The organism is Noviherbaspirillum phoenicis (assembly GCF_047237965.1).
Classification (GTDB): Bacteria; Pseudomonadota; Gammaproteobacteria; order Burkholderiales; family Burkholderiaceae_D; genus Noviherbaspirillum_A.
This window is the reverse complement of sequence record NZ_JBDFLX010000001.1, coordinates 1,136,632-1,149,543: the sequence shown is the minus strand read 5'-3', so window position 1 is coordinate 1,149,543 and position 12,912 is coordinate 1,136,632. Positions and strand designations below refer to the sequence as shown.

General features: G+C 63.1%; 14 protein-coding genes. 4 read left to right on the top strand and 10 right to left on the bottom strand.

Annotation, left to right across the window (positions count from 1 at the left end):
- Positions 1-6: 6 nt before the first annotated feature.
- Positions 7-861, bottom strand: coding sequence for an AAA family ATPase (locus tag ABC383_RS05275; protein ID WP_194711313.1), 855 nt, complete (start codon positions 859-861; stop codon positions 7-9).
- Between the two features lie 176 nt (positions 862-1,037).
- On the opposite strand from ABC383_RS05275, the gene ABC383_RS05270 reads away from it, so the two are divergent.
- Positions 1,038-3,155, top strand: a complete 2,118-nt coding sequence (locus tag ABC383_RS05270; protein ID WP_413012319.1) for a preprotein translocase subunit TatB — start codon at positions 1,038-1,040, stop codon at positions 3,153-3,155.
- Positions 3,156-3,253: 98 nt separating this feature from the next.
- Here the strand turns inward: ABC383_RS05270 and ABC383_RS05265 are convergent, their stop codons facing one another.
- The 3 genes from ABC383_RS05265 to ABC383_RS05255 form a co-directional block, all read right to left on the bottom strand.
- A complete protein-coding gene (locus ABC383_RS05265) occupies positions 3,254-3,631 on the bottom strand; it encodes a hypothetical protein (protein WP_413012318.1) in 378 nt (125 codons plus the stop codon).
- An 84-nt stretch (positions 3,632-3,715) separates the two neighbouring features.
- Positions 3,716-3,916, bottom strand: coding sequence for a YbfB/YjiJ family MFS transporter (locus ABC383_RS05260; RefSeq protein WP_413012317.1), 201 nt, complete (start codon positions 3,914-3,916; stop codon positions 3,716-3,718).
- The gene (locus ABC383_RS05255; RefSeq protein ID WP_413012316.1) at positions 3,903-4,856 is read right to left on the bottom strand and encodes an MFS transporter; all 954 of its coding nucleotides are present in this window, start codon (positions 4,854-4,856) and stop codon (positions 3,903-3,905) included. The genes ABC383_RS05260 and ABC383_RS05255 overlap by 14 nt, the downstream gene beginning before the upstream one ends.
- 457 nt (positions 4,857-5,313) lie before the next feature.
- Between ABC383_RS05255 and ABC383_RS05250 the strand changes: the two genes are divergently transcribed.
- Together ABC383_RS05250 and ABC383_RS05245 are read left to right on the top strand one after the other, a co-directional pair.
- On the top strand, positions 5,314-5,634 hold the full coding sequence (locus tag ABC383_RS05250) for a c-type cytochrome (RefSeq protein WP_194711399.1): 321 nt from the start codon (positions 5,314-5,316) through the stop codon (positions 5,632-5,634).
- A 10-nt stretch (positions 5,635-5,644) separates the two neighbouring features.
- The gene (locus ABC383_RS05245) at positions 5,645-5,995 is read left to right on the top strand and encodes a c-type cytochrome (RefSeq protein ID WP_413012315.1); all 351 of its coding nucleotides are present in this window, start codon (positions 5,645-5,647) and stop codon (positions 5,993-5,995) included.
- A 95-nt stretch (positions 5,996-6,090) separates the two neighbouring features.
- Here the strand turns inward: ABC383_RS05245 and ABC383_RS05240 are convergent, their stop codons facing one another.
- The 6 genes from ABC383_RS05240 to fdxA form a co-directional block, all read right to left on the bottom strand.
- Complete coding sequence (locus ABC383_RS05240) at positions 6,091-6,522, bottom strand: DUF1841 family protein (RefSeq protein WP_413012314.1); 432 nt, start codon at positions 6,520-6,522, stop codon at positions 6,091-6,093.
- Positions 6,523-6,563: 41 nt separating this feature from the next.
- The gene (nth, locus tag ABC383_RS05235; protein WP_413012313.1) at positions 6,564-7,214 is read right to left on the bottom strand and encodes an endonuclease III; all 651 of its coding nucleotides are present in this window, start codon (positions 7,212-7,214) and stop codon (positions 6,564-6,566) included.
- Positions 7,211-7,903 carry an electron transport complex subunit RsxB gene (rsxB, locus tag ABC383_RS05230; RefSeq protein ID WP_413012312.1) on the bottom strand — a complete coding sequence of 231 codons (693 nt, stop codon included), beginning with the start codon at positions 7,901-7,903 and terminating at the stop codon, positions 7,211-7,213. The genes nth and rsxB overlap by 4 nt, the downstream gene beginning before the upstream one ends.
- Before the next feature lie 104 nt (positions 7,904-8,007).
- Positions 8,008-9,237: a polyhydroxyalkanoate depolymerase gene (locus ABC383_RS05225; protein WP_413012311.1), complete on the bottom strand. Its 1,230-nt coding sequence runs from the start codon at positions 9,235-9,237 to the stop codon at positions 8,008-8,010.
- A 408-nt stretch (positions 9,238-9,645) separates the two neighbouring features.
- Positions 9,646-10,743, bottom strand: coding sequence for an NAD(P)/FAD-dependent oxidoreductase (locus tag ABC383_RS05220; protein ID WP_413012310.1), 1,098 nt, complete (start codon positions 10,741-10,743; stop codon positions 9,646-9,648).
- Positions 10,744-10,882: 139 nt separating this feature from the next.
- Positions 10,883-11,206, bottom strand: coding sequence for a ferredoxin FdxA (gene fdxA / locus ABC383_RS05215; RefSeq protein ID WP_194711304.1), 324 nt, complete (start codon positions 11,204-11,206; stop codon positions 10,883-10,885).
- 287 nt (positions 11,207-11,493) lie between these two features.
- Here fdxA and ABC383_RS05210 point away from each other — a divergent pair, with 287 nt between their 5' ends.
- A complete protein-coding gene (locus tag ABC383_RS05210) occupies positions 11,494-12,906 on the top strand; it encodes a sodium:proton antiporter (RefSeq protein ID WP_413012309.1) in 1,413 nt (470 codons plus the stop codon).
- Positions 12,907-12,912 lie beyond the last annotated feature (6 nt).

Genomic DNA, 12,912 nt, shown 5'->3' with positions numbered 1-12,912 from the left:
CCTGCCTCAGCGGTTGTTGCGCGACATGAAGACCAGGCGCTCGAACAGGTGCACGTCCTGCTCGTTCTTCAGCAGCGCGCCATGCAGCGGCGGCACGGCGCTCTTCGGGTCCTTGGCGCGCAATGCCTCCGGTGGAATGTCTTCGGCCAGCAGCAGCTTGAGCCAGTCCAGCAATTCGGAGGTGGATGGCTTCTTCTTCAGGCCGGCAACGTCGCGCACTTCGTAGAAGGTCTCCAGCGCCTTGGCCAGCAGTTCCTTCTTCAGGTCCGGAAAATGCACCTCGACGATCTCGGCCATCGTGTCCTTGTCCGGGAACTTGATGTAATGGAAGAAGCAGCGGCGCAGGAAGGCGTCCGGCAGTTCCTTCTCGTTGTTGGAAGTGATGATTACCAGCGGCCTGTGCTTGGCCTGCACCATCTCGCGGGTTTCATAGACATAGAATTCCATGCGGTCGAGTTCGCGCAGCAGGTCGTTGGGGAACTCGATGTCGGCCTTGTCGATCTCGTCGATCAAGAGCACCACGCGCTCGTTGGCGGTGAAGGCCTGCCACAAGACGCCCTTGACGATGTAGTTATGGATGTCCTTGACGCGCTCGTCGCCCAACTGCGAATCGCGCAGCCGCGACACGGCGTCGTACTCATACAGACCCTGCTGCGCCTTGGTGGTGGACTTGATATGCCATTGCATCAGCGGCATGTCCAGCGCGGCGGCCACTTCCTCGGCCAGCATGGTCTTGCCGGTGCCGGGCTCGCCCTTGATCAGCAGCGGACGCTGCAGCGTCATGGCCGCATTGACTGCAAGTTTCAGGTCGTCGGTGGCTACATAGTTCTGGGAACCTTTGAACCGTGTGTCTGGTCGCATGATGTCTCGTCGTCATGAAAAAAAGATAGGGACGAGTATAAGCGAGAAACAGTTGGCAGGTATCCGGCAACCGAACGCTCGCTGTGCGCATCAGTTGAGCGCATCGGTCTGCTATTGCCGGCATGGTCCGAAACGGATGCCATGCCTTCCTGCTGCATGAAATACCAGGGAGTTTGATGAAGATGTTTGTATTGCGGGCCTGGGCTGTATGGCGCAGGCTGCGCCGCGGCACGTCCTCGCGTCACCGCAGTGTGCGGCGCGCAGTGCAGGTGGAACAGCTGATGCGGCGGGCCAATCCGTTCGCCGGCTGGAGCGAGCGCGCCAACTGGATGATCGACGTGGCCGAGTGGCTGCGGCATGACAGCCGCCGCCTGCTGCGCGACGGCGACGGCCACGGCCGGCTGGTGTTCCTGCTGGACTGGCTGGACAGCCACCGCGACGTGCGCCGTCTGGTGCAGACGGCCATCCAGAAAACCCTGCGCGAGGCGATCGGTCCGGAGCTGTTTGCCGAGACCGGCATGCAGCGCGAGCCGGCCGTGCTGGCCGAGCTGGCGTCGCGCAGTATGCAGATGCTGCTGCCGCGGCCGCCGGCACGGCATGACATGGGCGCGCTGCTGTGCGCGATGTTTCCCCGCCCGGCCGATGCGCTATTGCTACGGGAACTGGACCCGGCGACGGCTTCCCGCCTGTGGCGCCTGATCGCCGACGACGCGATCTCCCACGGCTACCTGCAGCAGATCGACGAGGCCATGCAGCACCTGGCCACGGCCGTCATCGCAGCCGGCACCGGCCCGGAATTCAGGCGCCGCCTGCCGCCGCGCATGCCAATTCAGGCCACGCCTTTCATGGCGCTGCGGCGCGAACTCGAACGTTATCTGCATGCGCCCGGACAGGATGAAGCGGCGCTGCGCAGCGTGCGCATGCTGATCGCGGTCTGCCGCGCGCAGACCGACAGCATCTATGCCGAGCTCGATGAACACGGCGTGTCGGTATCGCTGGTGTCCCAGGTCGAGCGCATGCGTTCGCAGCTCGACCGCATGGCCAGCCTGATTGCGCTGCGCGGCGCCGTGCAGGGCGGGCAGGGCGGCGCCGCGCTGCTGGCCATGCTGGCCGACCTGCTATGCGCGCAGCACGGCCATAGGCCTTCCGTAACCGGCCTGGCGAGCCGCAGCCTGTCACTGGTGGGCCGCAAGATCGTCGAGCGGCAAGGCAGGCATGGCGAGCGCTACATGGTCGAGAATGCCGGCCAGTATCGTGCGGCATGGCGATCAGGCGCTGCAGGCGGCGCGCTGCTGGCCTTGCTGGTGCTGCTGCAGCAGGGCGTGCCGGGCGCGCTGACAGGCTTCGACGGTTTCCTTGGCGGGATGTCGGTTGCGATTCCGCTAGGCGTCTGGCTGCTGGCCATCTCGGCCTGCGGCGGCCAGTTCGGGGCGCGCCAGCCAGCCGTCACCACGCCGGCGCTCGGCGCCAGAATGGGCGCGCTGGACACGGTGGAAGGCTTGCGTGGCCTGTTGGCGCAGGTGGCGCGCCTGCTGCGTGCGCAAGCCGCCGGCGTGCTCGGCAATCTCACCGCTGTGGTGCCTGGCATGCTGCTGCTTGCTGCTGGCGTCGGCTACCTGAGCGGTGCGCCGCTGATGTCCATGGCACGGGCGGGCGCCCTGATCGAGCGGCTCAGCCTGGTCGGCCCGGCGCCGCTGTATGCGGCTGGTACCGGCGTGCTGTTGTGGCTGGCCGGACTGGCGTCGGGGTTTGCCGACAACTGGTTCGCGCTGCACCGGTTGCGCGATGCGCTGGCCCACCAGCGCCGCCTGGTCTACGCGCTGGGACCGGGCAGGACGCAACGGCTTGCAGGCTGGCTGGAACGGCACGTGGCCGATATCGCGGGCAGCCTGGCACTGGCGACCCTGCTCGGGCTGGCTCCGGCTTTCGCAACCTTCTTCGGCCTGCCATTCCAGGTGCGGCATGTCACCCTGGATGCGGCAGCGCTCGCAGCGGCCGTGGCCAGCCTGGGCTGGCCTGCATTGACGGAGCCTGCGTTCTGGCTGGCTGCAGCCGGGGTCGTTGTGTCGGGGCTGATGAATGTGGCGGTCGCATTCGCCTGCGCGTTCGGCCTGGCATTGCATGCGCGCGCAGTGCCGGCGGCGGTCAGGCGGCGGGTATCGGGCGCCGTGCTGCGGCGCTTGCTGGCATCGCCCGGATCGTATCTGCTGCCGGACCGGCATCAAGCCGATGCGCCGAAGCCGGATTTGCCCGGGCAGCGCGATGAGGAAGAACGCAAAACCGGCCGGCGCTGAGGGCCTGCACCGCTCGCCGGATAGCCTGGCCGCCTGATCGCTTCAGGCTTCATGCAGTGCATGGCGCAGGCTGGCTTGGGCTGCTGGCTATGTCGGTACTATGCCTTCCCGTCCTCGACGTCGCTGGCGTCATCGGTGTTGCTAGCCTCGTCCGCAACGCCGCCGTCCTTGTAGTCTTCCACCATCAATGGATTCTCCTGGTCGGCGGCGGCGCGCATTTCCGGCGGCAGCGCCTCGTGCTCACGGGCGCGCGCCATCAGCACGTCGACGTTGGCGATCTTGCGCTCGACTTCCTCCGCCAGCGTGCGGCCGGTCAGCTTGCCGGGCAGCGGAAATTCGCAGGCGGCCGCCATTTCCACCGCCGGGTCGTTCATGTCCATCGACGCGTCGGGCGACTGCTCACGGCGCGCAAGATACGACTTGAGCGCCTGCAGCCTTTCTGTCATCTGTTCCAATTGCGCGGTGCTGATTGCCATGGTCCTCTCCTTGATCTGTGCATGAGCACCGGTTGGAGCCACAGCGCAACCGTAAAATTCCGCCCTGGCGGTTGATGGCGCGCATCATGGCCGCGCTTCTCTCCTGCCCAGCCGCAGCGTCAGCACGACCCCCGCTGCCAGCACCATGCAGGTCGCGGCAAAGGCGGCCCGGAATCCGCCCGCATGCTCGATCAGCAGGCCGGCCGCCGCCGGGCCGGCAAACTGGCCGACCGCATAGAACAGGGTCACGAAGCTCACTGCCAGCGGCGCCTCATGCGGCGCCACCGTTTCCGTGGAGGCGGCGAGGATGGCGCTGAACAAGCGTCAGGCTGACGCAGATGCGCAGCACAGCCGGGCGGCCGTAGCGGTCCGACAGCCAGCCCCAGCAAGGGCTTGCAAAGATCGACAGGATGCCGCTGGCCGCGGCCAGCTTGCCGGCGGTCAGCGCGGACAAGCCCGCTTCCAGCGCGAAGCTGTACATGAACACCGCCTGCACGATGTAAGTGATGCCGACCACGCCGTACAGCAGGCCGACGGTAATCACATGGCGGTCGCGGAATACGCGGGCCTTGTCGACCTGCTGCTTGCCGGCGGCGCTGGCGGAGGCCGGGTTGCGCAGCAGGAAAAACGCCGCCGTCAGCGCCATCAGCGCAGTGGCGGCAAACAGAGCCCATGCCATGCGCCAGCCGTTCTCGCCCAGCGCGGTATTCAGGTAGGGCACCAGGGCGCCCGTGATCAGCAGGCCGAGGCCGACGCCGCTGTTGGCAATGCCGATCACGGCGCCGCGGCGTTGCGGAAACCAGCCGGCCAGCAGGGAGATTACCGGGGTATAGCTGAATGCGGTGCCGAAGCCCAGCAGCGCCATCAGCCCGATCAGCACGCGGTAGTCCGAAGCCAGCGCCAGGCCGCTGAAGCCGGCTGCCGTCATTGCCACGCCGCACAGGACGGCGGCGCGGCCGCCCCAGCGCGCGGCCGCCATGCCGGCCACCATGATCAGCACCAGGTAGCCCAGTGCGCTGGCCGTGCCCAGGGTGCCGGCCTGCTGATAGCTCAGACCCAGCGCGGCGCGCATGAAGGGAAGAATGAAGCCATAAGCCAGCCGCGCAAACACCACGACCACCATGATCACCAGCGCCCCGGCGGCAATCATTGCCCAGCCGCGGCGGCTGATGCCGTCATTGCTGTTCATGATGGCGGATCGTGTGCCGGCCTGTTCAGGCGCCATGCCGTTGCTCCCATTGCTCCCATTGCTCCCTTTGTTTCTGGTGCCCCGGGTCTGGCCTGGCAGTGCGGTGGAAGTATGGCGGGGCAAGCGGTGAGGACCGCGGCCCTGCGGGGCGTGGCGGTATGGGTGGCTGCATGCAGCTGTCTCCATGATGTCGTTTTTATGCCGGCCATTATAGGAGAGGTCGGCCGGGGGAGGTTGGCAGTCGCCGTTTCAGCGCTGGCGCATGGGCACGACAGCGCATGAGAGACATGTGCCGCCAGCCGGTTTGCGCCCGTCGCGCCATGGCTTTTTCCTGCGGCGCACCATGTTGATACAGCGTGGACGCTGCCAAACTCTTCGGGTAGAATCGAGCGGTTTTGGCATGACAGGCAACATTTTGTTATCCATCTCGGTGCGTCGAAGCAAGGATATTTTCTCCAGCGCCGGCCAGTTTCGCGTTAACTACCCAGCTACCATGAAAAAACTACTAGCATTTCTCGCGCTTGCGGGTATTGCCCAGATCGCCGCAGCCGCGGACGCGAAAGGCAGTACGACAACGGCAGAAAACAAGGTTGCAAACTGTATCGGTTGCCACGGCATTCCAGGCTACAAGGCATCGTTCCCCGAGGTGTACCAGGTGCCCATGCTGGGCGGCCAGTCGGCAAAGTACATCGAGAATGCGCTCAACGCGTACAAGAAAGGCGAGCGCAAGCATCCCACCATGCGCGGCATCGCCGCCAGCCTGTCGGACCAGGACATCGCCGACGTCGCTGCCTATTACGCGCAGCAGAAATAAGGGAGCCACGATGAAATCATTCGCCATATCCTCCTTCATCGCGTTGTCCGCGCTGTCGCTGTCGGCGCATGCAGCCGGCGACATCTCCGCCGGCAAGGCTGCCACCGAGAAGTACAACTGCGCCTCCTGCCACGGCAAGGACTACAACACGCCGATCGACCCCGGTTATCCGAAGCTGGCTGGCCAGCACCGCGATTACCTCGAGCATGCGCTGGTGGCTTACCAGCGCGGCGCCGATGGCGCCAACGGCCGCGGCAATGCGATCATGGCGGCCCAGGCCAAGCCATTGTCGCGCCAGGACATCACCAATATCGCGGCATACCTGAACAGCCTGCCGGGCTCGCTGGTGCTGCGAAAGTAACAAGCACTGCCTGCATCACAGATGAAACAAGGCCACCGCAAGGTGGCTTTTTTATTTATGGTGCGTCGTCGGCACGTCTTGAAGAGCAGAGCGCTCTAGCGTCCCGCGCGTTGCCGCACGCATTCCAGGTAAGCGGCACCATCCGGCGGCAGGCCGTTGCGCTGGGAATTCCAGATCATCTGCCCCAGGCACTCCATGATTTCATGATGCGCCTCATGCTCCGAACCCAGGCGCTGGGTCAGCGCGCGCGCCGCTTCGCGTATGCCTGGCGGCTGGTCGACGGAAATCTGCTCCGCAATCGACAGGTGCATGGACAGGTGCAGGAAGGGATTGGCCTGCCCGCGCTCGACGCCGTAGTCGGACGCGAGGGCCTGTTCCAGGTCGCCCAGGTCGCCGGCGTATTCCGGATGCTGGACGATCCAGTCGCGGGCGACGGCCTCCAGCGGCGTAAGGATTTCCCTGGCGCCGTCCTTGCGGTAAGCCTCGCAAAAGAACCGGCGGACATCGTGCTGCGAAGGATTGAACATGGGTTTGCCTGTAGTGGTCAGCGGTTGAAGGTCAGCGCGAATCAGACAGCCTTGTCGGGACGCGGTGTCTTCATCTTGTACTCGCACAGGTCGGCGATCATGCAGTTCCAGCATTGCGGATTGCGCGCCATGCAGGTGTAGCGGCCGTGCAGGATCAGCCAGTGATGGGCGTCCATCCGGAATTCGGGCGGCACGAACTTCATCAGCTTCTTCTCGACTTCGTCCACATTCTTGCCTGGGGCGATGCCTGTGCGGTTGGATACCCGGAATATATGGGTGTCCACCGCGATTGCAATCTCGCCGAAGGCCGTGTTGAGAATGACGTTCGCGGTCTTGCGGCCCACGCCCGGCAATGCCTCCAGCGCTTCGCGGTTGCGCGGCACTTCGCCGCCGTGGAGTTCGACCAGCATGCGGCAGGTCTCGATCACGTTCTTCGCCTTGTTGCGGTACAGGCCGATGGTTTGGATGTAGGGGATCAGTCCATCCACGCCGAGCGCATGGATCTGCGCCGGCGTATTCGCAACGGGAAACAGCTTGCGCATCGCCTTGTTGACCGAGACATCGGTCGCCTGCGCCGACAGGATCACCGCGATCAGCAGTTCGAATGGCGTGGTGTACTCCAGCTCGGTGGTAGGGTGCGGGTTCGCATGCTGGAAGCGGCTGAAAATTGCATAGCGTTTCAGATTGTTCATGCCTTGCTCCGCGCGGCCATCTCTTCCTTCTTGATGCGGGCCCGCTCGATGGCTGCCGCGATGATGGCCTTCTTGCGTTGCTGCTCGGCCTGTTCATCCGGCGTGGCGGCGGATTGCGCTTCCACCTCGCGCAGCTTGGCGGCGGCCTTGGCGGCCAGCCGCGCATCGTTTTCCTCGCGTTCCCGTTGCAGGCGCTCGCCGCGCGCCGCATAACGCGTCCGCGCCGCATCGGCGTCCGGCTGCGACCAGGCATCCCAGCCGGTGCGGCCGGGCGTGACCTCGACCATGGCGATGCAGTCGACCGGGCAGGGCGGCACGCACAGGTCGCAGCCGGTGCATAGCTGCGGCAATACGGTGTGCATCTGCTTGGCCGCGCCGACGATGGCGTCGACCGGGCAGGCCTGTATGCAGAGAGTGCAGCCTATGCACAGGGATTCATCGATCACGGCGACCGGGCGAGGACGTTCGTTCCCATTGACCGGGTTCAGCGGGATGACAGGCTTGCCCAGCAGCGTGGCCAGCCGCGCGACGCCCTGCGCGCCACCCGGCGGACACTGGTTGTAAAGCGCTTCGCCATTGGCGATGGCAACCGCATAGGCGCGGCAGTCCGGATAGCCGCATTTGGTGCACTGGGTTTGCGGCAGCAGGTCTTCGAGCTGGTCCGCGAGCATGCTTGCTGAGGGATTCATGGTGTGTGTTTCGGGCATCCCGCCATTATCCCGGACAACATCGGCTGCCACAAATGAAAAAGCCGCCCGGTGTAAAGCGGGCGGCCTGGTCGGGCAAACCTTGTTCAGGCGTGCGCGCGGATGAAGTCAGCGATCTTGGGAGCAACCATCTCGCGCCAGCGGCGGCCAGAGAAAATGCCGTAATGGCCGCATTTCGGCGCCACGAAGTGCTGCTTCTTCCCGGCCGGAATGCTGCTGCACAGATCATGCGCCGCTTCGGTCTGGCCCGAGCCCGAAATATCGTCGAGCTCGCCTTCGATCGTGAACAGCGCAACCGACTCGATGTCCTGCGGACGAACCAGCTTGCCCTCGACTTCCCACACGCCGCGCGGCAGGCAGTGGTCCTGGAAAACCGTCTTGATGGTTTCGAGGTAATACTCCGCCGGCATGTCGAGCACGGCATTGTATTCATCGTAGAACTTGCGGTGCTCCTCGGCCGAATCATGGTCGCCGGCGCGCAGATGCATGTAGAAGTCCCAGTGGCTTTGCGCATGACGCTGCGGGTTCATTGCAACGAAGCCGGCATGCTGCAGGAAGCCGGGATAGACCTTGCGGCCGAACGCCGGGTAAGTGGGCGGCACCGAATAGATCACATTGTTCTCGAACCAGGAGAACGGCTTTTCGGTTGCCAGGTTGTTGACCTCGGTCGGGGAGCGGCGCGGATCGATCGGACCGCCCATCATGGTCATGGTCTTTGGCAGGCTGGGGTCCTTGGCCGTAGCCATCAGGGCAATGGCGGCCAGTACCGGCACCGTAGGCTGGCAGACCGAAATCACATGCACTTCCGGCCCCAGCGTGCGGATGAAGTCCTGCACGTAGTAGATATAGTCGTGCAGGTGGAACGGGCCTTCCGATACCGGCACCATGCGCGCATCGGTCCAGTCGGTGATATAGACGTCATGCTGCTTCACAAGCTCGCGCACGGTTTCGCGCAGCAGCGTGGAGTGATGGCCGGACAGGGGCGCGACCAGCAATACTGTCGGCTGCTCCACAGCGCCACCGGCCGGGAAATCCTTCTTGAAATGCAGCAGCCGGCAGAACGGCTTATTGACCGCGACCTGTTCCAGGATCGGCACTTCCTTGCCGTTCACTACCGTGGTGGTAATGCCGAAGGGCGGCTTTTCATAATCCTTGCCGAGCCGGTACATCAGTTCGTAGCCAGCTGCTATCCGCTGCGAGAACGGGGTATGCGCGAGTGGCGACACCGGATTGCTGAACAGTTTGGATGTCGCTTCAGCCCACTGAACCAGCGGATTGAGCAGGGTGCGGTTTATTTCATGGAATTGATAAAGCATGGTGTCCCTTTCCGGCGCTACTAGACGATGTTTACTTCGTCTATTTCCTAGGCGCATCATAACCAATAACCCGGCTAGTATGTAATATATTTCGCCTGCTTCTAATATGGCGGCAATTGGCTGCATTGCATTGGCAATATGTAACCAATGCACCAGTTACGTTTAGGATTCACTATCCTGAGTGCATCGTAATCAATTTAACTGGCATCCTTAGGTTCGTTGGCGCACGTCCGTTCGCAAATTTTCGACACCACGCTGTGCGTTTAACGACTAGTCATAAGATAATTCCAACTGTCCGTCATTTGTTGATGCACTACAAAACGCCATCGTTTGCCGTCGCAAAAAAGAAACACCCCACGCATGGCGTGGGGTGTCGCATGTAAAACGCAGTTTTCGTCGAGAAGCTTGTCAGTCGAATACCGGCGTCTCGACGCCCAGGATTTTATGCAGCTTCGGCGACGTCGTCGTGTACTGCATGTGAATTTTCTTTTCCGGGAAGATGTAGGGCGCAGCAGCAAATGCCGCCAGGGCCGCTTCATGGAAGCCGGACAGGATCAGCTTCTTCTTGCCCGGATAGGTATTGATGTCGCCCACCGCGAAGATGCCCGGCACATTGGTTTCAAACCGCTCGGTGCCGACCTTCAGTTGCTTGCGCTCGATGTCCAGACCCCATTCCGCGATCGGTCCGAGCTTCGGCGACAGGCCGAAGAACACCAGCAGGTGGTCCAGCGGCAGGCGGCGCGTAACGCCGTCGGCGCCGGTGACCTTGATGCCGGCCAGCTTGTCGCCTTCGGTTTCGTAGCCGGTAACCTGGCCTATGAGCAACTGCATTTCATAGTTTTCGCACATGTCCTTCATCTTCGCGACGGAGGCTGGCGCAGCGCGGAATTCGTCGCGGCGGTGCAGCAGCACGACCGACTCGGCCTTGCCGGCCAGGTTGAGCGCCCAGTCCAGCGCGGAGTCGCCGCCGCCGCAGATTACGAGGTTCTTGCCTTCGAACTTGGCCGGATCGCGGACGCGGTAGAACAACTGGGAATTGTCGAACTGCTCGATGCCTTCCACCTTCAGTGTGCGCGGCTGGAAGGAACCCACGCCAGCAGCGATGAAGATCGTCTTGGTGATGAAGCGGGTGCCGGCGGTGGTCTCGACATTGAAGCGATGGTCGTCGCGCCGCTCGACCACGGTGACTTCCTGGCCCAGATGGAAGGTCGGCTCGAACGGCTCGATCTGCTTGAGCAGGTTGTCGGTCAGTTCCTGACCGGTGCAGACGGGCACGGCCGGGATGTCGTAGATAGGCTTGTCGGGATACAGCTCCACGCACTGGCCGCCCACCGCAGTGAGCGAATCGATTACATGCGCCTTGATTTCGAGCAGGCCAAGTTCGAACACCTGGAACAGCCCGACCGGGCCGGCGCCGATGATGACGGCATCGGCTTCGATCGGCTCGCGCGGCACGGCCTGCGCGGCATTCTGGCTGGAGGTGGATGAGTCAGCGGTGTTTTCCATACGACTGTCAGATTCCTGTTTCTTGTGAATAGGCTAGTAGGGCGGACCGAGCCGCAGTAGCGGGCGCGCCGGCCAGGCCGGCGGCGAAGGGCGGGCGTTGCGTGGCGCTATCAAGCGCGGGGCGCAGGTCTTGCCGGCCTCAGTGCTCCAGATACTTCAGCTTGTCGGCGACGTCCTTGAATTCCTCGGCTTCCGGGAGCGCCGGCTTGGTCTTGGTGATGGACGGCCACTTGCGCGCCAGGTCGACATTGAGCTTGATGAATTGCTGCTGGTCCGCCGGGACGTCTTCCTCGGCATAGATCGCATTGACCGGGCATTCGGCGACGCACACGGCGCAGTCAATGCATTCATCCGGGTCGATCGCGAGGAAATTCGGGCCTTCGCGGAAGCAATCTACCGGGCATACATCAACGCAGTCCGTATAACGGCAGCGGATGCAGGATTCGGTCACAACGTGGGTCATAACAGTCCTATCTGTAAAAAAGCGGAAGTGCCGGGTTTATGCAAACGGCTCCGAGGCGAATAACGCTGAAATCGGCGGCGAGAGAAGGCATAACCCTTGGGAAAGCCTTGTATTTTAAGACAAATCAGGCTTTCTCACAAACCGCGGTTATACGGAATTGGCATAAGCAAATACCGTCCGCTTTGGCGATCCGCCTGCGCGGCGTTATTGCGCTTGTGCCATTGCCTGTCGTGCATCAGCCTTTCCAAGCTAGAATGGCCGCGCTTTTTAAAAGACGGGGAGAATAAATGCAAAACAAAACCAGCGTCGGCGTGGTCCTTTTCATGCTGTTGGCGCCGGCGGTTGCGTCGGCGGCAGACCTGAACGGCGCCAGTTTATCCGGATGGTGGGGCCTTCCCTTCGCCGGCCTGCTGCTGTCGATCGCGCTGTGTCCCTTGCTGGTGCCGCAATTCTGGCATCGCCATTTCGGCAAGCTGGCCGCCGCGTGGTCGCTGGCCTTCCTGCTGCCCTGCGCAGTCTTCCTCGGCCCGTCCACTGCGGTGGCGGGCGCCGTGCATGCCTTCCTGGCTGAATTCATTCCCTTCATCATCCTGATCACCGCGCTGTTCGTGGTGGCCGGCGGCATTTGCGTGCGCGGCAACTTGCACGGCACGCCGCGGCTCAACACCGCGATACTGGCGATCGGCACCGTGCTGGCCAGCTTCATGGGAACCACCGGCGCGGCCATGCTGATGATACGGCCGCTGATCCGCGCCAATGACAACCGCAAGCATGCGGCGCATATCGTGGTGTTCTTCATTTTCCTGGTCGCCAACGCCGGCGGCTCGCTCACGCCCCTGGGTGACCCGCCGCTGTTTCTCGGCTTCCTCAAAGGCGTGGATTTTTTCTGGACCTTCAGGAATATCTTTCCCGAGACCGCTTTCCTGTGCGTGGCGCTGCTGGTGATCTTCTATGTGCTCGACAGCTATTACTTCCACAGGCGCGAGGAGGTCCTGCCAGTCGATCCAACGCCTGACAGCGGCATCTGGTTCGAGGGTAAAGTCAACTTCATCCTGCTCGGCGTGGTGGTGGCGCTGGTGCTGATGAGCGGCTTCTGGAAGCCTGGCATCGAGTTCGACGTCATGGGAACGCCGGTGGCGCTGCAAAACCTGATGCGTGACATCGCGCTGGTGGTGGTGATTCTGGTTTCCCTCGCCGTCACGCCGGCGGCTGCCCGTGCCGGCAACGAGTTTTCCTGGGGGCCGATACTGGAAGTGGGCAAGCTCTTTGCCGGCATCTTCATCACCATCATTCCGGTCATCGCCATGCTGCGCGCCGGCGAGGCGGGCGCGTTCGGCGCCGTGGTGCAGGCCGTGACAGGTGCTTCGGGGCAGCCGATCGACAGCATGTACTTCTGGGCCACCGGGCTGCTGTCTTCCTTCCTCGACAATGCGCCTACCTACCTGGTGTTCTTCAACACCGCCGGCGGCGACCCGCAGCATCTGATGACCACCTTCGCCTCGACGCTGGCGGCGATTTCCTGCGGCGCCGTATTCATGGGCGCCAACAGCTATATCGGCAATGCGCCGAACATGATGGTCAAGGCCATCGCCGAGGAGCGCGGCATCAGGATGCCATCCTTCTTCGGCTACATGGGATGGTCTTGCGCGATCCTGATCCCGCTGTTCATCCTGATGACATTCATTTTCTTTCGCGGATAAGCCACC